This is a genomic window from Ruminococcus sp. (assembly GCF_017549005.1).
Classification (GTDB): domain Bacteria; phylum Bacillota; class Clostridia; order Oscillospirales; family Ruminococcaceae; genus Ruminococcus.
Genome location: NZ_JAFYYT010000054.1, coordinates 66056 through 88870, shown reverse-complemented (window position 1 = coordinate 88870; position 22815 = coordinate 66056). Strand labels below are relative to the sequence as shown.

The following is a 22815-nucleotide window of genomic DNA, read 5'->3' as shown; positions in this document are numbered from 1 at the left end:
TGTAACTCTTACAGGGGGCGTCCTGTTTGGAAAAATTTGGGTTAAAAGTCTTTGGAAGGGGGTTCGGGGGAGAACCTTTCCTCAGAAAGGTTTCCCCCGATAAGTCCCATATATACTTCTTTACGAGTACCGCACATATGTGGCGGCTTTTCAACATAAAACTATATATTCCCGTTCTCTCCGAGTAAATTCAGATGACGTCTGTAGCGCTTCGGGATATTAATACCCACAAGGTATCCTATAGAATGCAGGAAATCCGAAATGACCGCAAAACCGTCCTTATAAAAAGCTTCGGTACGCTTGTCCTTATACGGGATATTCTTGTAATCAGGGGGACAAACAAATGTCCATTCCGCTTCGGTCAAGGACTATGCGGAAATACGCCTTTCATCATTTAATGCAGCCGTTGAACGCATAAAATCGGAAACCTTCTTAATCTCTCCTGAAAATATCCCTTGTATATACTTTTTCCTTAACATCGTCGAGGCAGCTGTCATAGCGATTGGCGATTATAGCGTCGGACTGCGCCTTGAACTTGTCCAGGTCGTTTACTACTACGCTTCCGAAGAACGTCTCGCCCTCATTGAGCGTAGGCTCGTAGATTATGATAGTAGCGCCCTTAGCCTTTATGCGCTTCATTACGCCCTGTATGGAGGACTGGCGGAAGTTGTCGCTGTTTGATTTCATAGTCAGTCGGTATACTCCTATGACCACATTCTTCTCCATGCTGCTGTCGTATTCGTTCTTATCGCCGTAGCTGTAATATCCTGCCTTTTCGAGGACTCTGTCGGCTATGAAGTCCTTACGTGTGCGGTTGGCTTCAACTATAGCTGACATCATGTTCTGCGGAACGTCCTCATAGTTTGCAAGGAGCTGTTTCGTATCCTTAGGCAGGCAGTATCCGCCGTAACCGAAGGAAGGATTGTTGTAATGAGTACCTATACGAGGGTCAAGGCATACTCCGTTTATGATCTGCTGTGTGTCGAGACCTTTCAGTTCCGCATAGGTATCGAGCTCATTGAAATAGCTTACTCTCAGCGCAAGGAAAGTATTTGCGAAGAGCTTTACAGCCTCCGCCTCGGTAAATCCCATGAAGAGAGTGTCGATATCCTCCTTGATAGCTCCCTGCTGGAGAAGTCCTGCAAAGCTATGAGCCGCTTCAACAAGTCTCTCGTCGTTCATGTCAGTACCGACGATTATACGGCTCGGATAGAGGTTATCGTAAAGAGCCTTGCTCTCGCGGAGAAACTCAGGGCTGAAGATGATGTTCCTGCTGCCTGTTTTTTCGCGTACAGACTGAGTATAACCAACGGGAACAGTTGACTTTATAACCATTATCGCGTCTGGATTATGCTTCATAACGAGGTCGATAACCGCTTCGACCGCGCTGGTATCAAAGAAATTCTTCTTGCTGTCGTAATTTGTGGGAGCTGCAATAACTACAAAATCAGCGTCCTTGTATGCAGACTCCGCGTCAAGAGTTGCTGTGAGGTCGAGGTCCTTTTCCGCAAGGTATTTTTCGATGTAATCGTCCTGTATAGGGGACTTTTTATTGTTGATAAGCTCGACTTTCTCGGGTATTATATCGACTGCTGTTACAGTGTTATGCTGTGCAAGCAAGGTTGCGATCGAAAGTCCTACATATCCTGTTCCTGCTACTGCTATTTTCATTATTGATCAATCTCCAATATGTTGATATTACGCAGAATAACGGTATAAACCGGGCTGAAACAAGCCATATCCTGCTTTTTAATAGTAATTATACCACATATAAATAACAAGGTCAAGTGATATATCCTAAAGTGCTCTTTCATAATTACAAGTGAAAATCACGCTGCTTCGCCCTTGTGCATTTTCAACATAAATCAACAAGGATTTTTTGTATCAATTGTTTTACGATCACCTATTGACAAAACTGTATAACTGTTATATACTGTTTATAGAACACATAAACAGTTGTTCAGAAAGGGGGCTTTTACCTTGAAGATCTATCAGAACTCAAACGAACCTATCTACAAGCAGATAGCAGCTCAGCTCCGCGAGGATATCCTCTCGGGAAAGCTCAGGCCCGGAGATGCGCTTCCTTCCATAAGGGTACTTGCACAGAATCTGAAAATAAGCGTTATCACTACCATGAAGGCTTATGAGGAGCTTTCGGAAGAAGGGCTCGTAACTGCTTCAAAGGGCAAAGGTTATTACGTTAACGCCCAGGACAAGAAAATGATAGAGGAACAGTACATGAGACAGCTTGAGAATGATCTGACAAATGCCATACATTCGGCTAAAATTGCAGGTATCGGTCTTGATCAGCTCAGCGGTATACTCAGGACATTATGGCTAATAGATTAATGCGGAAAGGTGAATAATGATATGGAGAATGCTTTAAAAATAAACGGGGTCGTAAAAAAATACAATGATTTCACTCTCGGAGAGATAAACGCTGCTATCCCGGGCGGATTCGCAACAGCTCTCATCGGTGCGAACGGCGCCGGAAAAACCACTCTTATAGACGTACTCTGCGGAGTTACCGGCAAAAACAGCGGCGAAATAGTGTATTTCGACAAGCTTTCGGACTCCGACAGCAACGAGGTCAGAAACAGTATAGGCTACTGTTCTTCTGCAAACTTCTTCCCTCTTGACTGGAATCTGAAAAGTATAGCCGCTTCAATGGAGATCGGATTTGACGGTTTCAGCAGGGAGCGTTTCAGCCAGCTCTGCAAGAAGTTCAAAATCGGTGATCCCAATGACAGAAAGCAGAAAAAACTTATGAAAATGTCGGACGGAAACCGCATGAGAACTTACCTTGCGGCTGTGCTTTCAAGGGATACGAAGCTCCTTGTGCTCGACGAGCCTGCCTCATCCCTCGATCCACTCGCCAGGGATATGCTCTGCGATATTTTCAGGGAGTATATAGCTGACGGTAACGGCAAAAGAAGCGTTCTTTTCTCGACCCATAACATAGCGGATATGGAATACGCCACGGACTACGCTATATTCATGGCAGGCGGAAAGATCATAGAACAGGGATTTGTGGAAGATCTGAAAGAAAAATACATACTCGTTCACGGCGAAGCTGACAAGAGCGAACAGGCGAAAAACCTCATGATATCTTATACGGGAAACAGCACTAATTTTGAGGGTATCGCCCTTGCGGACAATATGGTCCGGCTATCTCAGCTGGATACGGCTGTCGAAAAGCCCAACCTCCAGCAGCTCAGCATCGGCATACTCAGAAAGGCGGAGAAAGATGGAGAATAACAGGTCGTCAGTCTCATATCCTGACGCTTACAGGATATATACGGGACGTTCATTCGCAAGCGGCGTCATGTGGCTCTCGATAGGCGCTGTAGCTTTGTTTTCGGGGCTTATGCTGCTCATGGCGTTCCTGATGTTTATGGACAATGACAATACCGAAGAAACAGACTATCTTTTCAGCGTCACTCTTGCGTCAATATATTGCAGTATGCTTGTGGTAATGCGAATGATAATGATGTTTGACAAAGTAAGTCCCGGCGGAAAGTATTTCAGAACAGTAAAGGGCGGTTTCGACACGTTCGCAAAGGCTCAGGTAATCTTTATAGCAGAAGGTGCGGTCGCTGTTATGACGTTCTGTGCGTTTTTAGCAGTACTTGACGCCCTCGGTATAATTGAAATGGGTAACAGTATCGGAAGCTGTATAACGCTGTTCATAACTGTGTTCCTCGCACGTGCGATAGCTTCATTCAGCAGACTGATAAACAAGCCGATGACAAGAACTGTCATAACAATAATGGTCTTTTTCACAGTCAATATGATCGGAATAATGCTCATCGAGACCACGAACGGAAAACTCGGCGCAGTACAGATAGTTTCAGCGGCGGCAGCAGTGGTCCTGACTGTTATTTCCGAAAAGGCCGTACTCAGTAATTACAGGAAAAAGCACTGGGATAATTAAGGAGAATGCTATGAATAATTTTATGAAAGCAATGAAATTGTATCTCAGGACGGCTGTCAAGCCCTTAACTCTGCTTTTCGGACTGGGAGTTTCGGGCACGCTTCTGATTAGCCTGATAGTCGATCCTGAAAAACAAGGCAGTGATGATTACGGAAAAATGGTAGCCTGTATGGGAATGCTTCACGCTATGCTGCTGATGGTATTCTTCGTCGGCAATATCAGTATAGCACGTTTGAAGTTTTTCGGCTCGCTTCCTCAGGCAAAGGTGCTCTTCACGGACGTTCCGATAGCGGCTATGGGAATAGTCTGCCTTGTATGTGACATCATCATCTTTACAGCGGCTTATGTCAGGTGCGGAAGCGGTACTGCTGCCGATCTGCTCATCGTGGATTCGGTAAATACCGTGGTAGCCTGTTTCATCAACGCGACAATGTGCAAGTACAAGAGCAGATCATACACCGTCCTGTCGGCGCTTCTGTTCGTTATGTTCTTTAATCAGATGGTGCTCCTCTCGAAGTTGAGCTGCTTCAGGAACGGTTTCGGGGTAACTGTTACTGCTGCCGCTCTTATCGCAATTGCTGTTTATATCATCGGCTTTGCTGCCGTTCACTTCTTCATGCAGCATTGGTGGAACACCTCGGGCAGGAACTATAATAATTCCATTACCGAAACTGTACAGAATACTGTTGCGGAAAATGCATGATAAAACGGTATCATTGGGGATCTAATAATGATATAAATCTGAAAGATGAACGTTATGTAATTGCTTATTGTCAGACGCAGTGATCCCCTCAGAGCAGACACACATGAAAATGTGTGAGCTCTGAGGGGATCATGTCATTTAAGGAGCAATTTTAAGGTACCTGTCAGATGTTTTCAGTGGAAAGCCGCCAATATCTTTCCGTCACTGCCGCGGATATAAAAATGCGGCACTGAACCCGGAGTTGCGATCGTTACTCCGCTTTCCGTCTTGCCCGAAAGCAGTGTGGGACGGAAATCCCATATATCATATTCATCATAGTATGTTGCACGATAATCAGGATTGTCCTTGTATATCTTCTCCTTTACGCCGTTGCGTTCAATATAGTCCCTTTCGTGTTTTTCGATGTACTCGTCTCCATTGAGAGCACGAAGCAGCTCTCTGCCCTTGGCTATGGCTTCCTCTTCATTGGCAATGCTGCCGAGAACTCTGTCGACAGGGAGTATTCCGGCTCTGTAGATAAGGCAGGTGGCTTCATCTTTGAAATCCACCATATTTCCGTTTTCATCCATTGCTATGTAAGAACCGTCAATCGAACCGTAGCTGCCGTCATGACGTGCCGCATAGAAAGCTCTGAAAAGCTCTTCATCAGACAGTGAGGTCTTTGGGTCAGATTTGTTGTCCTGTTTACCGGCAGACTTCAGGAACTCCTCTATGGTGAGCTTGCCGCCTGTGGAGGTATGCGCGTAATATGCAAGTACCTTTGCCGCGTCAACTGCATCTATATAGCCGTCCTTGTTTACGTCCGCCACTGCTGTATCTTCTTCTGTGGGAGCTGCCGCTCCTGTTGAGTATTTCGCGTAAACTGCAAGCATTTTCGAGGCGTCTACTGCGTCAAGTATGCCGTTTCCGTCCATGTCGCCGAGCGTCTTTTCAGTTACAGCTGAGGTCGTTGTGGTAACGGTAGAAGCTGTTGTGGTAGTTGTCTGCGTTGTAACGGTTTCATCTGCGTTTTTCTTTGCGGTTAAAACCTCATGCAGCTTTGTTTCAAACGCCTCTATATCAATATAGTATTCCAGCATACCCGAAGGGATCTTATCGCCTCCCACAATCTCATACAGACATATGCCGACAACTCCGTCAGTGCAGACAGTATAGTATTCTTCACGTGTTGTTGTGTCACTTGTCTTAAAATAGCGATAAACGGTATATTTTAATTTATCCTGATCATATTTGAGGGTACTGCGCTTTTGCAGCATTGCAACGAAATCGTCTTTCAGGAAATTCTGAAAAGCTTCTGTTGAGGCTCCGACTTCGGGACATACAGGTTTATAATGGTCTTCAAGCTGCTCATGCAGCACTGCTCTTTCAAATTCCCCTGCGTTAAGCCTTTTCAGTTCTCTCGGAGAGAGATATTTATCCGCGTCGGGAACGTCATGAGCCAGTATATCCTGTATGTCTTTGTCAAATGTCTTATAATCTATGTCATAGACTGAGCTTTCAATGACAGAATATTCAAACGTCCCGCCGCCATCCCTGCACTGCTGCTCGGTCAGATAATATGCTTTTCCGCTCTCCGTAACATAGATATTATAGAACATACCGCCTTTTCTCCAGGAGATCTCATATCCCTTTCCTTCATATCCATTGAAATCGGGAATAGCTGCCTTTTCGATACTGCTTGCATTGCCCCACTTATAATTATTAAGGTATTCTGCAAGAACATCATAGGTCTTGCTTGAATACTCCGCAAAACTTTCGTTGAGATTATATACGGTGAAATATATCTGCCCGAAATCAACGAAGGGCGAACCCGAAGCATATGTTTTCTGTGCAAGACAGGTCTTTACTTCATTTTCGGTCAGGATAATGCAGTTTTCATTCTGTGCCGATGCTGTTGTTTTATCATTCCGAAGCATAAAACCTGAAGCGCCAATGCCGGCAGCAAGTACGGCTCCAGCCGCAACAGAGCTTACTATACGCAGTATCCTACCCGATGAACCGACTTTTTCTGCGCCGTTCACGGCTTCTGTATATTCACCTTTATTTACCGAATGTTTCATTTTTACTCCTCCTGTTCATAACAAGCTGAGCGGTGCGCTTGCACCGCTGTACACAGGCTTTCCCATTATATTTCCGAAAGCATTGTTCTGCGCTTTCATTTATTAGACGACATCAGCCGAAAAAACTACGCGGTTTTTTTCAGGATTTTTTGGGATCACGCCGAACTTTGTGCAACACGCTGTGATTTCACCTGCTTTTTTGTCTCTTTTGACTGTAAGCATAATGATTTAGCGGCGTAAAAAACGAAGCCGATCATAACCTCGATACATATATAGGAACTTATACTTTATATCGGGGAAAACCTTTCTGAGGAAAGGTTCTTCCCCGAACCCCTTTCCAAAGACTTTTAACCCAAATTTTCCTAAACAGGACGCCCACTGTAATAAGTACAGAGCGTGTTATTTTTTCGTTGGGCGTCCTGTTTAGGAAAATTTAAGCCGGAAGTTTTAGGAAGGGAGTTTGAGGGAGAACCCTTTTTCAAAAGGGTTTCCCTCAATATTAAGCACAAAACTCCTATATAAGTATCAGGGTAAGTCGGCTTCGTTTTTTGGATATATAAGCTTTTTACACGGGATTACATTTCAAACACGCAATATCGGCTTATCTGAAAGAAAAGAACCTGTTGAACAAGCGAATTGCTGAATCAGCAACGCTCTTGAGTGTGGGATCATTGATATTGCTGTACAGATAGTTTATTGTATCCATTACTTCTTCAGGAATTGCGTTATCGTCAGTTGTTTCTTCTTCGGCGTCGTTCCTTACTGCTGTAAAGTAGCCGGGAGCGTCCTTGCCTCCGTCGATACGGGCATATTCTGCGTCAGTATGTTTTTCATCAAATACTGTTCCCGAACCGCCCTTGAGTTCATCACAGTCAAGGAACATCATATCGGATAGCTCAACCGATCTCGTTGTCCAGCCATCTCCAACTATTACTGTTTCAAGATGCTCGCAGCCATAAAACATCATGCTCATATCTGTTACGTTTGAAGTATCCCAGCCGCTCAGGTCAAGCTCTGTTCCGGCATAATTTATAAACATTCCGCTCATGTCTGTAACATTTGAAGAATCGGCATTTGTGAGGTCAATTGATTTGAGGTATGGCAGTCTTCCGCAGAAATCGCTGCAATCCTCAGGGAGAACAGTTCCCTCTTCCGCAATGATATGTGCAACATTCATTCTGTTTACTCCACCCGGAAGTACAACGCCTTTACCTTTTCCGTCATTTCTTACATAGCCTTTAAGGTGAAGTGTTCCTGTCTCTGCGTCAAAGTATGACTCATCTCTTCTCGGAGCTTTAAATGTTAGATAGCCCGGATCTTCCGCGCCGCCGTCTACGTGAGCATACTCAGCATCTATATGATCGGGATCATACACTGTTCCTGCGCCGCCAACAATTTTATAGCATTCCCCGAACATATCCCCGCCACAAACAGATTCTGCTGTCCAGCCGGGGCCGACATATATAGTTTCAGGTCCTGTCATATAAAACATACCATACATATTTGTGACCTTGGATGTATCAAAGCTGCTCAGATCAATTACCTCAGCGCCGCCCCAGCCAAACATTCCTGACATATCAGTTACATTTGATGTATCGAAGTTTGTCAGGTCAAATACATCCAAGCTGTTGAAATAGAACATATATGACATATCTGTGACATTTGATGTGTCAAATCCTCTGATGTCAACATAGTTAGAAACGTGCCACCATCCGTCGAACATACAGGACATATCCGTTACGTTTGATGTATCAAAGCTGCTGACATCAAGGTCTTTTATGCTGTACATACACGCAAACATTCCCGACATATCGGTAACTTTTGAAGTATCAAAGCTGCTCAGATCAAGAGCTTTTACACTTGTGTTATAAAACATATCCGACATATCTGTAACATTACTTGTATTGAATCCTGTAAGGTCAATTTCGCTTATCCCGCCACTTGCGTAGCAATATTCGCCGTCATGCGAATCATAATAAGGTACGAACATAGATGACATATTTGTGACAGCGGAAGAATCAGCATTTTTCAGATCTACTGACCCTACCTTGTTCAGATTATACATCAGAAAACTGCAGTCAACAGGAAGTACTGTTCCTTCATCAGCTACAAGGTGCTTGATATCCTCTGCATTTACTCCCTCAGGCAGGATAATTCCTGTTCCCTTTCCCCCGTTTCTCACATAGCCTTTAAGATGAAGTGTCTGCGTCTCTGCGTCATAATACGACTCGTCTGCCCCCTGCACAGCGGAAACGTTATTTAATAATGTTGTTTCCGTCACCTGAGCGTCTGCTTCTGCTGCCTTTGCCACGATAGTGCTTGATTCTGTCAGTGAAAATGCTGAATTTGCTGCTACCAGCGCTAAAGACATCGCAAAAGAAGCAGCTTTTTTCCACGTGTTTTTCATAAATGAGTCCTCCCTTATTATATATTATGTTTATGTTCAAGATACAGCACCTGGAACCACGTACAATAATATGCTGATCCATGAGCATCATAGGTAGTTTGTTACATATTTTTCTAAAAAAATGCTTCTATTTATAATAACGCTTTTTTTACATGAAGTGTAACAGGTTTTTAAAAAATTTTTTCCCAAATAAAATATGCTTGTTCAAGGTTCGGCATTACCGGGAAGATAACGACGAGACCTGCTTAACCCTGCGCTGTTCAAAGCGGAATATACAGCAATAAACGACTTGCTGATACTGATTCTTTTTTGTATAATTAAGATATAAAACAGATCATTTGGTGGGAGGGATCAACATGAATTCAACAATAAAAAAACTTTTTGCGTCACTTAGTGCGGCTTTCTGTGCCTGCGGTGCGGTAAACGGCAGTTTTGTTCAGTGCAGTACTATCACAGCAAATGCCGAAGCTTATGCTGAAAACGGCGAACTCGACGGTTATTCATACGAAATATGGAACTGGGACGATTATGGCGATGCAAGTTTCACAAACTCCGGACACAACGGTTTTACTGCAAGCTGGAAAGGCATCCATGATTGCAGGATGTTCAAAGGAAAGTACTTGAAAGATGAGAACATAAGCGCATATCAGGTCAATGAATGCAAGGTGACATACGATCTCGATCTCACTGTCGGTGAAAATGACTTTGCAGGAGTAAGCGGCTGGTTCACCGAGCCCAAAACAAACTTTTATATAGTTGAAACGTACAATGACTGGGTCCCATCCGGAATGGACAAGTCAAAAACGACAACTGTAAAGATTGACGGCGTAACTTATGACCTGTACAGTATAAATTCAGCGCAGATGGGCAATACCGATCATTTCCGGTATATCTGGAGCGTTGCAAGAAAAGAGCCATTCGGCACTGACAAGGAAGGGCATACTGAGGGCACTGTAGACGTTGCCGCTCATTTCAGGGCATGGGACGACGCCGGCTTTGAGCTGGGAACTATTTACAATATCTGCTTATCTGTGGATGCTTATTACAGCTCCGGTTCGGCAAAGCTCAATTCCCTGGATATAAGCTATGATATCTCTGACGAGGAAGTATTCGGCCCGACTAAGGCAGTATTGCCGTATGAGGAGCATGATCCGCTGCGCGCCGATGATTATGGAACTATTCTTGAATACGGCTTTGAAGATGAAAGCGGTAAGGCCGGCGCTTTCGGAGACAAGGCTGTTTCCGAAACATCTGACGATGTTTTTTACGGCGGAGAGCATTCGATACATATTTCATCATCTGACGGGGATTCGATCCCTGCGTTTTACTATGAGCTTGATCCCTATGATCTGAGTAATTCTCCGAGTACAGGTGAAAGATTTTACTACACGGGAGCAAATGTATTCAACAACTCGAAAAAAGACGCGGTATTTGATATAGAACTCATCGAATACTCCGACCTTCCCTTTGAATACCGCAAGACAGATCGCCTCGGCAAAAGATATTGCAGAGCGGGACAATGGACTAAAATAAAGGATATTGCCTTTGAATACGCCCATAATATCCGCCACCGATACAGGATCGCTCTTATCCCCGAGACTCCTGCGGATTATTATGTAGATGACTTCTGTATTGCAAACAGAAAATCCGATTATAATTCCGGCAACAAAATATATAAAGCCTATTCAAGCGGTGATCTCAATGGCGACGGAGTTACGGACAGTCTTGATATCGCCGTGTGCCGCAGGGCTGTGATAGATTCTGCGGAATCATGCAGGATCGAAACAGCAGGCGATGTCAACGGCGATCTCAGAAGCGATGTCAGCGACCTTGTGCTCCTGACAAAATACGTTCTCAGAATTTCAGATGAGATACCTGTTTCATATGAAGAAACAAAACTGCTCATCGGAGACCGTGAATCATTTTTATACAGCTACGGTGCGCTTAGATTCACTATAGCTGCCGATATGATCAATGATGACAGGATAAAGACGGCGTTAAGAGAAAACAACGACTTTACAGCCGAGTGGAATGACACGGAAAAATATACCTGTCATGCCTATGATGACTATTCACATACAATATACAAAAAGCCGAGTTCTGACTTTGATATCAGTTACTCCGCAGACATAAAAGCAACGGGTAAATGCGATGTGGTAATGAGCGGTGAATACTGCAAAGGAGATGATCTGTTCTACTTCCGCATTGTCGAAGGCAGAACGGGACAGGATAATGACGATATCCTTAAAGGCGATGTTACTCCGTCTATTGTTGTGCTGAACGGCCGCGAGTATTACATGGTAAAGTCGCTTTCTTCGGATATCTATAACGATAATGCTGTACCGCTCACAGAGCTTTACCGCAAGGACGATCCCATTGCTGACGGTGAAATGAGCCATTTAGAAAACAGCTTCAACCTTGAAGAACTGCTGCAGTGTATTGGCGAAGATGATAAGTCACTTCATCTTGTCCATAAGCTCTGTATCTCTGTTGAAGCTTCGGAGTCATCGGGATATATTGATTTCAAGGAGCTTAAATTCAGCGTCAAAGAATAAACTGATGTATTCAAAAACATATTTCTATTCAAAGAGGAGTGATCCAATTGAGAGCAAATGTATCGAAAAGGATACTGGGAGCTGTAGTTTCCGCAGTAGTACTGACAGCTTCCGTTCCTTTCACGGCTTCTGCCGCCGACAGACTGGAAAGGAACGTTATCGGCGGACTGGAATATGAACTCTGGAACCAGAACGATGAGGGCGATGTGGAGTTTGAACCCGGTGAAAGCTCTTTCACTTTGTCATGGAATGACGTTGAGAACTTTATCGCAGATATGGGAATCAATTACGATTCCCAGAAAAAGAATTACAAGTACTTCAATAATGTTTCCTTCAGCTACGACCTTGAATTCACTCCGAAAGGAAATGCTTTTTTCGGCGCATACGGCTGGACAAGAACACCTATGGTGGAATACTTCATCGTCGAAGGCTGGGGCAGCTGGAGACCATCTCCTTCGTTGGACAGTCAGCTGCTGGGTACTACAGTCGTTAACGGTCACGAATATGAAGTGTTCAAAACGAATTATTACAACCAGCCCGGAATTGACGGACCTGCCACTGTACAGCGTTACTGGAGCGTCCGCTCGAAAAACACCGTAAAAAACAACACGACCAATCATGTCAGCGGCTGCATAGACATTTCAAAGCATTTTGACTCGTGGGGAGTTCTCGGACTTGATACATCGGGAACCCTTTACAATGCGGTATTTGAAATAGAAGGCTACAGATCAAGCGGAAGTGCAAAGCTCAACAGTATTAAAATGGGAGAGGGCAGGGACAGCTCTCCGCTGACCGTTTACAAAAAGCAGTACGGTCATATAAGCAATACTTCTGATCTGAAGGAAAGTTACTTATTCATGCATACCTTCGACCAATACATTGATGACTGGGATTCCCGTGACTTTGAGTCTCTGAAAAAAAGCAGCGTCAGCTACGAGGGTACAAATTCATTGCTTGTCAGCAACAGAAGCGAGTCCTGGCAGGGACCAAGCATAGACCTCAGCGGAATAAGAGTGTTCCCGGACGAGACCTACAGCTTCGGCGTTTACGTTATGCAGGACTGCGCCGATTCTGCGGATTTTGCCCTTGAGCTCCAGTATATGGATCAAAAAGGAAGATATCAGTATGACACCATTGCGGAAGTCACTGCTGAAAGCGGAAAATGGACAGAGCTTTCAAACTACGCATATACTATCCCGAAAGACGCAAAGCACATGACCCTGTTCATTGAAACTCCGGATTATACCGGAAACTTTTATATGGACAACGCTTATGCCGGCTTAAAGGGCACAAAGCCTTTCACTTCTGCCGAAAATGAGGTGCGCTCCAATCTGCGCGGAGATATCAACTGCAACGGAGTAATCGACGTATTTGACCTCACACTGCTAAGAAAAGCGATACTCGAACTGCTCTCGGACAATTCCGTTCCGCCCATCAATTCCGATGTAAACGGCGACAATACCGTTAATGTTGCCGATCTTGTATGCCTGCAGAGGTTCCTGCTTGGCGCTGAAAAGCTCAGTGAGCCCGCCGAAACGACTGCTGCGACTACGACTGCAACTACCACCACTACAACGACAACCACAACTACTACCACTGCGAGCACTTCAGCTACAACTACAACTACCGCCATAACCTCTTCCACAACAGCAGCAAGCTCAACAACTTCTGCAACGGTCACTACAAATAAAAACGGTTCTTATGAATTCAGGATCAGCTATTTACAGAACAGCGGACAGTACGACGGCAGCTGCCCTAAGACATGGGTTATCTCGAACCGCGAGGAGTTTGAAAAATATGTGGCTGAAAATCAGGTATTTATGTCCAATGATCCTATGTTTTCAAAATACTCTGATGTGGACAGCTACAACGAAGAGATCAAGAGATATCAAGATGATTTTTTCAGTAAAAATAAACTTGTGGCAATTATCCTGAAGGAAAATTTTTCGGCTCCATATACATATAGGGTAACTCAGGTGAAAAAAGATGAGATCGAGATCGAACGCCAGCAAAACAGCGGCGATATGGCTGTTACTTTCTGGCATATCCTTATCGAACTCGATAAGAACGCTGAGTTCAATGACGATTTCAAGTTAACAGTAAAAGATTCGCCATATCTTTATGTTACAATTGGCTGATGAAAAAGCAGGCTCATCACAGTTTGATGAAGCCTGCCTTTTTTTCGTTCTTGTTCCGCTCCACGCTGCAAAAGGAGCTTGCCGATCACTGTAAATGATAAAGCAGCCTGCACAATATGCACAAGCTGCTTTGAAAATCAGATAGAATATTATTTTGCCGTCTGATTAACGAACGGACATATTACAGTCGGAGCTTTTATCATTTGCATCAGTTCTGGAACGCAATGCGGAAGAAATTGTAGAGGTGAGCTCTGATACAGTTATCACCGTGATAACCTCCATTTACATAGTGCCATACATGAGGAACACCATTCTTCTGGAAGTTCTCGTGATAGTTCTTGGGATTGTCATATACAACTGTATCGTTGCTTCCGCCTGTTATCATCAGGAAGTAAGGCTGGCCGTCACTGCTCCAGTTGAATGAGCCAGTAACTCCGGGAGCCGGACAGATAGCGCCGATATAGCCGAACATATCAGGTCTCTTCATACCAATGAGAAGCGACTCGCGGCCGCCCATTGAGAAGCCTGTGATAGCAGTGTTTTCCTTGCCTGTCATTATGCTGTAATTCTTCTCTATAAACGGCATAAGATCCTTTGTAAGGTCATTTATGAAGTTATCATAGCCCTGATTGTTTGTTTCGTCCATGCCTGTGCAGGACTTGAGTGTCGGACTTGAGAAAACATCAGGGAATACGCAGATCATTTCCTTCGCCGCGCCTTCAGCAATGGCATTGCCGATCATCTCGCGGGTATGCATTTCAGCATTGCCCTTTGTAAGCATTCTGTCAATGTCCTCATAGTAACCATGCATGATGTACATAACAGGATACTTCCTGCTCGGATCATAGTTCGGAGGCAGAAGTATGTTTACGTCCTTCTGTCTGTTGCAGGTCGTTGAATAGTAGCTCTTTTTCTGTATCTCGCCATATGTTACGCCGTTCTTCGCCTGATTTGCGGAATCAGGCTCTTTTTCAGCTATCTTTGACTCGACTTTAGCTGTAAAATCCTTCATTGATAGATGTTCAGCAGCTTTAGTGGTCGCGGAAGTAGTCGTTGTTGTGACAGTAGTCGATCTTACAGTAGTTGTTGTAGTTGTAACAGGTGCGGTAACTGTCTTGATATTGTCGGAATAGCTCTCGGGGAGCTTCGTGTATATACCTAATAGATACTTCTGTATCGCAAGCGCATCGTTTGAAGTGATGCCGCCGCCTGCCTCGCATACGTCTGCATTGAATTTGCCCTGATCGGTCAGCTTATACTTGCCCGGATTGGCCAGCGACTGCATTATAAGAACAGCATCGCCCATATCTACGCCGCCGTCAGCGTTGGCGTCGCCCCACCTTGTTACCTTTGAATTCAGTATATCCTTCAGGTCCTGTGCAGGAGGATCTGTGGTATGAGGTGTATCCGCAGACTTCGGACCGTCTATGACCGTGCCGTCAACCGCCGCATAGAAATTGTCAACATAGAAATTTACAGCAGGAGTTTCATCGTCGGAATCTCCCTCGGTTTCTACATATACAAGCGGGCTCTTGGCTCCCTCGGGTATACTGAAGCTTGTGTTTGCAAGCTGCGTCCACTCGCCCTTTGCAACTTCCTTTGTGTCTATCTTGTCATAGTGCGCCTCACCGTCCGCCCCGTCATACTGGAGCGTGAGATGGAATGTGGTTGAAGGTGCGCCTTCATTGTACTTTACAATGGCTGAGAAGCTGTAGCTCTCCCCTGCCTTGAACTTATAGTTCAGGTTCTTTCCAACGCCCTTCCATGAAGCTGAACGGTCTGAGCAGTATACGGAGCTGTCGCCCTCATACGCTTCGTCCTTGCTTACAGCAACAGTCGAGCCGCCTCTGTCCGTGCAGCCGTCAAGCTTGCCTTCAAATGTGCTCTTGAAGATATATGTCTGATCTGTTTCGGAAGAACTTGAACCGGCTCCTTCAAACTTCCACCAGTCAACGTTCATAAGGTAGCCGTCTCCGCCGTTGAATACGAGATAAAGATCATGCTCGCCGTCAGCGCCTGCCACATCGCATGATACCTCTTCCCAGCTGTGCCAGCCGCCTGTGCCGCCGAATTTGAGGTTGCCCACAACAGGTCCTGTCTTGCTGTCAAGGTGGAGCTCGATGTTTCCGCCGCTCTCGGCAGAAGCAACACAAGCTGTGAATTTATCGGCACCTTCACCGAAGTCCACGCCTGCGACCTTGATATAGCTTCCCTTTTTGATACTTCCTATGCAGACAGAGTTGTTTTCGTCCTTCTCCGTCTTTATTCCCTCGCTCCAGCAGATGGTTTCTGCTTCGACTCTTTCAAATGGATTAAGAGGCTCTATCTGGTCGGGACCGTTTTTGGTAGACTTGAGAGCAGGGATAGTACCGTCAGAATTGAATTTGAACTCCTCGCAGGCAGCACTTCTGTTGAAAGAGCTTCCTCCAGGGATACCACTCATATGATAGAAGGAATATGAGTGACCTTTGTAATCTATGATACCACCATGTGTTGTAAAGCAGTTGGAGCCCTCATGTATAGTGCCGCGATGAGTCCACGGACCTGTAACAGTCGGTCCTGTACAGTAGGAAATGCTCTCGCCGCCGAAACCGTCAACCATAGAAGCGAAAACAAGATAGTAGAGATTATCATGCTTGCATATCCACGGACCTTCTGTATATTTTGTGCCAGACTTGAGTGAGAGGTTGAATGACTGGATCTGACCGTCCAGTGTGACCATATCCTCTTTCAGCTTGACATAGTAGCACTTCGGATTTCCGAACATGAGCCATGCCTGACCGTCGTCGTCAATAATAACGGTAGGATCAATGTAGTCCCAGTTCGGACCGCACAGCGGCTTACCGTTGGGATCGCTGTAGGGACCCTCGGGTGAATCGGCAACTGCAACACCGATAGCTCTTCCTCCGCCGCCCTTGTTCGTGGTGGTAAAATAGAAGTAGTACTTGCCGTTGCGCTCGATACACTGTGAAGCCCATGCGTCATTTGCATTGCACCAGCTGAAACTGGTATCCTCAAGTATCCTGCCGTGGTCTGTCCAGTTTTTCATGTCCTTTGTGGAAAAGCACTGCCAGCCCGTCATGTAGTAAAAATCGTTGTTGCCCTCACGGTCGCAGCCCGTAAATACATACAGCTCGTCGCCGAATACAACGGGAGCGGGGTCAGGGGTGAATGACGTCTGTACAATAGGATTTTCCGCATACGTAACAGCAGGAGCTGCCGCGCAAAGTGATACAGCTGACATTGCAGCTATGGCAATTGCCGAAATAAGTTTTTTCATTCCAATTCTCCTTTTAAATAATAATATCCCTTTGTTTCTCTGACTGCAACTTATTTCTACAGTCAATTTATGATAAATATATATCCAATATAATATTAGCACATAATTCCGACAATTTCAATCCACATTTTAAAGAATTAAGTGGACAAAATGCAGAAATTCATAAACGGTTTCGTTCTTGCAATCGCTACCTGCTGAATCATATAAGAAAATTCAGCATAACTTCCTTAAACCGACTGTGAATGTTACAATTGTAAAAATGATAATATGCAGACAATTATCAGCATTCATAACATGGACAGCTTAATCGGATATCATTGCACAGCAAACGGATAGTTGTTTTGCTCACTATGACCGGAAATGCATTCTCTCTTCATATCACATAATTATTTTGTATCAGATTAATGTATTCCGGAGAGTTTAACTTATGATCGCTTTGCAATAATCACATTGACATACAGTAACAGAGTATGATATAATACTATAGTTGTTATTTATAAGTTTCAAGGGATAGGACCGCAGGTGTATCGCTGCTGTTTTATCCGCTTTTTTATGGAGGATAAAAATGAAAAACAATGATTTTACAAGCGGTGCTATATTGCCGAAACTTATGAAATTCATGCTCCCTGTGCTGTTTGCTATGTTCCTGCAAGCGATGTATGGCGCTGTTGATCTGCTTGTAGTCGGTCGATTCGCTGCAACAGCAGATGTGTCAGCAGTATCTACAGGTTCTCAGATCATAACAACGCTTACGAATCTTATCGTCAGCTTTTCTATGGGAATAACAGTTGCCGTAGGTCAGAAAATAGGTCAGAAGCGCCCGGACGATGCAGCTCAGACCATAGGAACGGGTATGATCATTTTTGCTGTAACAGGTCTTGTGTTCACACTCATAAGTGTTGCCGGCGCTTCGGGACTTGCACGTATAATGCAGGCGCCGAAGGAGGCATTTGATATCACTTCGGACTATATCAGGATATGCGGCGGAGGATTTGTTGTTATAACAGCATACAATCTGCTCGGAAGTATTTTCAGAGGACTCGGAGACTCAAAAACACCCCTCATTGCTGTAGGAATAGCCTGCCTGTTCAATATCATAGGAGACCTCGTATTTGTTGCAGGATTTCATCTTGGCGCATCAGGCGCGGCTCTTGCAACTGTTATGGCACAGCTCATAAGCGTCATAATATCATTCTTGATGATACGTCATACAAAACTGCCCTTTGAATTTCATAAAAGCAATATAAAACTGAAGAAAAACTTCGCATCTGCAATAATTCGTATCGGAACTCCTATAGCGCTGCAGGATTTCCTCGTGGGTGTCTCGTTCCTTGTTATGCTCGGAATCGTTAACAGACTCGGTGTTACTGCCTCTGCAGGAGTCGGCGTTGCAGAAAAGGTATGCGTATTCATCATGCTTGTACCAATTTCTTTCATGCAGTCAATGACTGCATTCGTAGCCCAGAACTACGGGGCAGGACAGATGAAGAGAGCCAGAACCGCTCTGAAAACAGGTATTGCGGTTTCCTTTGCGTTTGGTATCGTAATGTTCTTTATCACATTCTTCCGCGGTGATCTGCTTGCAGGAATCTTTTCACCTGAAGCTGATACCGTTAAAGCTGCGTGGGACTACCTGAAAGCTTATGCTATCGACTGTCTCAATACTTGCTTCCTTTTTTGTTTTATCGGTTATTATAATGGGATCGAAAAAACAAAATTTGTCATGTTACAGGGTATTTGCGGAGCATTCCTTGTAAGAATTCCGTTTGCGTTTCTGATGCAAAAGATAGGAAACTGTTCCCTTTTCCTCATCGGTATGGCGATACCGTGCTCAACAGTATTGCAGATTGCAATGTGTTTTACAGCATATTTTTACTTTAATTCAAAGCGCACACTTAAATATGAGCAAACTGATGATACCGCAGCTCTTTAATATCACAAAATCTTAACGGGTATTTTGAGCTCCCCATTACAACAGACTATAACAGAACAGGCAGATACTAAAGTATCTGCCTGTTTTTTATAAATGATAAGCAATTTGAATTATCTTTTGAATTTGAAAGCAAATCCAAGACCCAGTAACAGAACGAGCGCAGAGGCTCCAAGCAATATATATGCTGTGGTGTTGTTCTGCTGGGGTGAACCGTTCATTGGAGAAAAGCTGCCCATATCAGGTCTTTCGCCGATGTTTGCTCTTTTTCCCTGAGCTGTATCGCCGTTATTGTCTGATGATACTGCTTCATCAGGTTGTTCAGTGACTTCGGTATCATCATCGCTGTTGCTGGCAGCTGCCTTTTCACTGCCGAACGGCGAAGCTCCCCCGGGCATATTATCAGGATCAAAATCACCGGGCATATTGTCGGGATCAAAGCCTTGCGGCGGCTGTCCGCCAAAATCAGGCATATTGCCCGGATCAAAATCATCAGGCATTTCTCCGCCGAAGCCCTGTGGAGGCTGACCGCCAAAGTCTGGCTTATCGCCGTTTCCGCGCTGTGACTTGCTGCCGCGGCTTGAATCATTCTCATTTGCAAGAAGCTGAACACTGCTCAACGTCTTTACGGAGAAAGAAGAAGTATCGGAGGCCTGCTTTATCCCGACTTTTTCTGCTTCCTTTGAAGACTCGGTTTTATTGGATTTTTCTGAGCTGCTGTTTCTGCCGAAGCCGCCTTTCCGATCGCTCTTGCCGCCGAAGCCGCCTTTTCCGCCGCCCATAGAGCCCATATCAGACGTATTCAGTCCTTCTGTGTCAATAAGTGCGGAGCTGTCAGCATTCTGTCCCTCTGTAGTTGCAGGGATAGTACCGTCAAGCTGTCCGCTGACGCTCTCAGCACGAAGCCTGCAGAAGCTGCTCATAGCTTCGACACCTGTTCTGAACTCGTCATAGGTACAGAATTTTGTAGGGTCTTTCTCGACATATCTGTCGATAAGGTCTGCGGTATCGGCTACAAGCTTCTCAAAATCCACGCTTTCGATAAATTCGCTGAAAAGCTCATGATACTGCTCCGTGAATTCTTCGTTATCGAATATCCATGCTATCATGGGACGGTCACTCATACCGCCGGATACAGGCGTATCAATTGGAGAATTAACGGAAGATGAAGCATTGCCTCCCATAAATGAGCCGTAAGCAAGGTTATAGTCCCAGGGTATCATTGAAAGCTGTCCGTTTTCCTCATAGAGGTAGTAGTTATGTATCATCTGACCTGTGTAGCTGTCGCCGTTGACAAGAAAATCATGTACTACAAAGTAGCGAATGACTTCCTCGGTATCAACGGTGCTTTCAAGGTCTGACTGCTCCAGCAGAGCTTTCAGCGAACGGATAAGGCGCTTCTTATCGGCTTTATCAACAGGTGTTTTCGCATTGTTGAAGATATTGGAATAACTGTCGATATCGTCATCGGTATATTTCAGCTTTACATCGTCGCTGCCCATACCGAAGCCGCCGCCAAATCCGCCTTTGCCCTCACCTCCGCCAAAGTCAGGCATTCCGCCGCCCTCTCCGAACATCTTTGAAGGATCGAAATCCCCGGGCATATTTTCCAGGTCGAACTGCGGCATATCTCCGCCGAAATCGGGCATATTTCCGAAATCAGGCATTCCGCCGCCAAATCCGCCGGGCGTTTTTGATGAGTTGTCATTATCGTTTGATTTTTCAGAGCTTTCTTTATTTTCTTCGCTCTCTTTATTCATAAAATTCCCCATACTAAAATCTTTGCCGTTGCCTCTGCCGCCGCCGAAGCCCATAGCGTCGGGCTTGTAGAGGTCGCCGTAATTGCTGCCGTAGTTCCTTTCAAGGAATGAATCCTCGATAGCTTCAACAGCAAGATACAGTCCCCAGTCCTCGCCGTTGACCGTGATATAGGCATAGCTGCAAAGCGGGGCGTCCACGCCGAAATCATACATCAGCGTATACGCAAGATAGTCCTTCATGTAGGTGTTGTCCTGAATAATATTGTTCAGACACAGCTTGTCAAGTCCGTGATAGGTCTTGCCGTTTTCGTACTGGTCGAACTCTATCTTGAAGCTGTATCGGCTGCTGTTCATATTTTTTACAGAGCTGAGTGAGGTGTTGCCCTTAGCTCTGAGACCGACATTTCTGACGGCTTCACCGTCTATAACAAGATTGCAGGCGGAGTATTCCTCGCTCTCGCAGCCCTCTATGAAACCGTCCCAGTCGTTCATGACTATGTCAATGGTATGCACCTTTGATCTGTCAAACAGACGGTTCTCATAGCCGATAGCGTGAGCCGCAGTCCGTATGCCGAATACCTGACCGTTGCAGAAGATAAAGGCAAGAGCAATTGCGATAGCTGTTATCACAATGCATATCCTGTCTATGTTTTTATGTGCTGACATTCTATCACACCCTTATCCCATGTAGTCGCCGTTATAGCTTACAAGAACAGCACTGCTGACGCCCTCCATATCTGCAAGGGTATTGACAAAATCAGTGTTGTCGTCCTTGAGGCGTATCTCCATATTCAGCTCAACAGAGCCTTTCTGAGCAGTCTTGCTCTTGACTACGCATCTCTCGGTCTTTCCGTCAAGGAAAGCCTTCGCCTTTGTTTCACTGTCGTGGCCGTCACAGCGTACAACTACGATATACGGGTTCTTATGCGCCTTGCGGTTTACGAATACAAGAAGGATAACGCCGATGATAACGCTGCCGATGACTGCAAGCGGTATCATGCCTGCCGCAAGGACGATACCAACTGCGATAGACCAGAACAGGAAAGCGATATCCAGCGGTTCCTTGATAGCTGTACGGAAACGGACGATGGAAAGTGCGCCCACCATACCAAGGGAAAGTACTACATTGCTTGTAACTGCGAGGATAACTACTGTAGTTATCATTGTAAGCGCAACGAGTGTTGTGCCGAAACTTGCGGAGTACATTACTCCCGAATATGTCTTTTTGTATACGAGAAAGATGAACATTCCCAGCCCGAATGCAAGAAGCAGGGCTATTGCCATGTCAAGAATGCTGACGCTGGTCACATTCTCTATAAAATTAGACTTGAAGATATCACTGAAACTCATAATAAAAACTCCTTATTATCCGTAAATTCTGCAGGCTGCATATTTTGAAAAAGCTCCCTCACGCCTGTCTGAGAGGGCAACTGCGTCCCTGATTATATCGGGGAGAAAACCGTCCCACTTGACTTCGAGAATTATCGCGTCCGAAACGGGGACCGTCACACATCCGGGATCCAGAAAATCCGTACATCTCATGCCGCTCCGCACATTGTAATCAATGGTCACACGGACATTTCCTGCGGAATAGATGAAAGGTTCTCTTGTGTAGTCCACGATAGTCTTCGGAGCTGTGCCCTCTGTTTGCATTTTTGAGTAAAGCTCGCGTACAAGCGGGTATTCCGAATCTATCATCCATGCAATTTCACCGTCAACTATGCTCTGTGCCTGCTGTGCTGTAAGCGGTACGCTCTGCTTGTTGCCGAGGTGGTCTATCTTGCTTTTCTTTTCAAGATGAATGACCGAGGTATCGCCGTTATAGTATCTTATACGAAACTTTTCACGTCTGCTCATTCCGTTTATCTTTTCCATCAGCGCCTTGTCTGCAGGATTATCAAAGTAAAGGCTTCGGATAAAGTATTTTCCGTCTATGGTATGCGGATCGTGATATGCAACTGCGCTTAGTCTGTGACGTATCGTTATCATGTCGGAGTAGTTTATCTCATGCTTTATCTCATGTCTGAGATCCATAGTTTCACCTCTTT

15 protein-coding genes are annotated in these 22815 nt (G+C 45.0%); 7 read left to right on the top strand and 8 right to left on the bottom strand.

All coding sequences use genetic code 11. The annotated features are described in order from the left end of the window. Positions 1-161: 161 nt before the first annotated feature. Both IKW96_RS13580 and IKW96_RS13575 read right to left on the bottom strand, forming a co-directional pair. Positions 162-365 carry a hypothetical protein gene (locus IKW96_RS13580; RefSeq protein ID WP_296576012.1) on the bottom strand — a complete coding sequence of 68 codons (204 nt, stop codon included), beginning with the start codon at positions 363-365 and terminating at the stop codon, positions 162-164. Between the two features lie 67 nt (positions 366-432). Further along, complete coding sequence (locus tag IKW96_RS13575; RefSeq protein ID WP_296576010.1) at positions 433-1671, bottom strand: nucleotide sugar dehydrogenase; 1239 nt, start codon at positions 1669-1671, stop codon at positions 433-435. A 309-nt stretch (positions 1672-1980) separates the two neighbouring features. On the opposite strand from IKW96_RS13575, the gene IKW96_RS13570 reads away from it, so the two are divergent. Genes IKW96_RS13570 through IKW96_RS13555 form a run of 4 tightly spaced genes read left to right on the top strand, consistent with a single transcriptional unit; the run spans position 1981 to position 4637 of the window. After that, entirely contained in the window at positions 1981-2349 is a 369-nt protein-coding gene (locus IKW96_RS13570; RefSeq protein WP_296576005.1) for a GntR family transcriptional regulator, read from the top strand. Positions 2350-2370: 21 nt separating this feature from the next. Further along, positions 2371-3258: an ATP-binding cassette domain-containing protein gene (locus tag IKW96_RS13565; protein ID WP_296576002.1), complete on the top strand. Its 888-nt coding sequence runs from the start codon at positions 2371-2373 to the stop codon at positions 3256-3258. Beyond that, positions 3248-3934 carry a hypothetical protein gene (locus IKW96_RS13560; RefSeq protein WP_296575999.1) on the top strand — a complete coding sequence of 229 codons (687 nt, stop codon included), beginning with the start codon at positions 3248-3250 and terminating at the stop codon, positions 3932-3934. Before IKW96_RS13565 ends, IKW96_RS13560 begins: the two co-directional genes overlap by 11 nt. 10 nt (positions 3935-3944) lie before the next feature. After that, on the top strand, positions 3945-4637 hold the full coding sequence (locus IKW96_RS13555; protein ID WP_296575996.1) for a hypothetical protein: 693 nt from the start codon (positions 3945-3947) through the stop codon (positions 4635-4637). A 173-nt stretch (positions 4638-4810) separates the two neighbouring features. Here IKW96_RS13555 and IKW96_RS13550 read toward each other — a convergent pair whose 3' ends face one another. After that, complete coding sequence (locus IKW96_RS13550) at positions 4811-6697, bottom strand: dockerin type I domain-containing protein (protein WP_296575993.1); 1887 nt, start codon at positions 6695-6697, stop codon at positions 4811-4813. Positions 6698-7298: 601 nt separating this feature from the next. Continuing rightward, the gene (locus IKW96_RS13545) at positions 7299-9104 is read right to left on the bottom strand and encodes a BspA family leucine-rich repeat surface protein (RefSeq protein ID WP_296575990.1); all 1806 of its coding nucleotides are present in this window, start codon (positions 9102-9104) and stop codon (positions 7299-7301) included. A 356-nt stretch (positions 9105-9460) separates the two neighbouring features. Between IKW96_RS13545 and IKW96_RS13540 the strand changes: the two genes are divergently transcribed. Both IKW96_RS13540 and IKW96_RS13535 read left to right on the top strand, forming a co-directional pair. Then, positions 9461-11659 (top strand): glycoside hydrolase family 11 protein, encoded by a 2199-nt coding sequence (locus IKW96_RS13540; protein ID WP_296575987.1) that lies wholly within the window; start codon positions 9461-9463, stop codon positions 11657-11659. 47 nt (positions 11660-11706) lie between these two features. Beyond that, positions 11707-13797, top strand: coding sequence for a glycoside hydrolase family 11 protein (locus IKW96_RS13535; protein WP_296575984.1), 2091 nt, complete (start codon positions 11707-11709; stop codon positions 13795-13797). Positions 13798-14005: 208 nt separating this feature from the next. Here the strand turns inward: IKW96_RS13535 and IKW96_RS13530 are convergent, their stop codons facing one another. Continuing rightward, a complete protein-coding gene (locus tag IKW96_RS13530; RefSeq protein WP_296575979.1) occupies positions 14006-17077 on the bottom strand; it encodes a family 43 glycosylhydrolase in 3072 nt (1023 codons plus the stop codon). 565 nt (positions 17078-17642) lie between these two features. Here IKW96_RS13530 and IKW96_RS13525 point away from each other — a divergent pair. Then, the gene (locus IKW96_RS13525) at positions 17643-19010 is read left to right on the top strand and encodes an MATE family efflux transporter (protein WP_296575976.1); all 1368 of its coding nucleotides are present in this window, start codon (positions 17643-17645) and stop codon (positions 19008-19010) included. Between the two features lie 110 nt (positions 19011-19120). On the opposite strand, the gene IKW96_RS13520 is transcribed toward IKW96_RS13525, so the two are convergent. From IKW96_RS13520 to IKW96_RS13510, 3 genes are read right to left on the bottom strand one after another with little or no spacing between them, the layout of a single operon-like run. Next, complete coding sequence (locus IKW96_RS13520) at positions 19121-21433, bottom strand: CotH kinase family protein (RefSeq protein ID WP_296575972.1); 2313 nt, start codon at positions 21431-21433, stop codon at positions 19121-19123. A 12-nt stretch (positions 21434-21445) separates the two neighbouring features. Then, the gene (locus IKW96_RS13515) at positions 21446-22117 is read right to left on the bottom strand and encodes a DUF4956 domain-containing protein (RefSeq protein ID WP_296575969.1); all 672 of its coding nucleotides are present in this window, start codon (positions 22115-22117) and stop codon (positions 21446-21448) included. A gap of 15 nt (positions 22118-22132) precedes the next feature. Next, complete coding sequence (locus tag IKW96_RS13510; RefSeq protein ID WP_296575965.1) at positions 22133-22801, bottom strand: polyphosphate polymerase domain-containing protein; 669 nt, start codon at positions 22799-22801, stop codon at positions 22133-22135. Positions 22802-22815: the final 14 nt, after the last annotated feature.

Coding starts and splice junctions, on each gene's coding strand:
- IKW96_RS13520 (WP_296575972.1), bottom strand. CDS start 21,433: ATGTCAGCACATAAAAACATAGACAGGATATGCATTGTGATAACAGCT.
- IKW96_RS13540 (WP_296575987.1), top strand. CDS start 9,461: ATGAATTCAACAATAAAAAAACTTTTTGCGTCACTTAGTGCGGCTTTC.
- IKW96_RS13515 (WP_296575969.1), bottom strand. CDS start 22,117: ATGAGTTTCAGTGATATCTTCAAGTCTAATTTTATAGAGAATGTGACC.
- IKW96_RS13575 (WP_296576010.1), bottom strand. CDS start 1,671: ATGAAAATAGCAGTAGCAGGAACAGGATATGTAGGACTTTCGATCGCA.
- IKW96_RS13555 (WP_296575996.1), top strand. CDS start 3,945: ATGAATAATTTTATGAAAGCAATGAAATTGTATCTCAGGACGGCTGTC.
- IKW96_RS13525 (WP_296575976.1), top strand. CDS start 17,643: ATGAAAAACAATGATTTTACAAGCGGTGCTATATTGCCGAAACTTATG.
- IKW96_RS13545 (WP_296575990.1), bottom strand. CDS start 9,104: ATGAAAAACACGTGGAAAAAAGCTGCTTCTTTTGCGATGTCTTTAGCG.
- IKW96_RS13565 (WP_296576002.1), top strand. CDS start 2,371: ATGGAGAATGCTTTAAAAATAAACGGGGTCGTAAAAAAATACAATGAT.
- IKW96_RS13550 (WP_296575993.1), bottom strand. CDS start 6,697: ATGAAACATTCGGTAAATAAAGGTGAATATACAGAAGCCGTGAACGGC.
- IKW96_RS13510 (WP_296575965.1), bottom strand. CDS start 22,801: ATGGATCTCAGACATGAGATAAAGCATGAGATAAACTACTCCGACATG.
- IKW96_RS13530 (WP_296575979.1), bottom strand. CDS start 17,077: ATGAAAAAACTTATTTCGGCAATTGCCATAGCTGCAATGTCAGCTGTA.
- IKW96_RS13560 (WP_296575999.1), top strand. CDS start 3,248: ATGGAGAATAACAGGTCGTCAGTCTCATATCCTGACGCTTACAGGATA.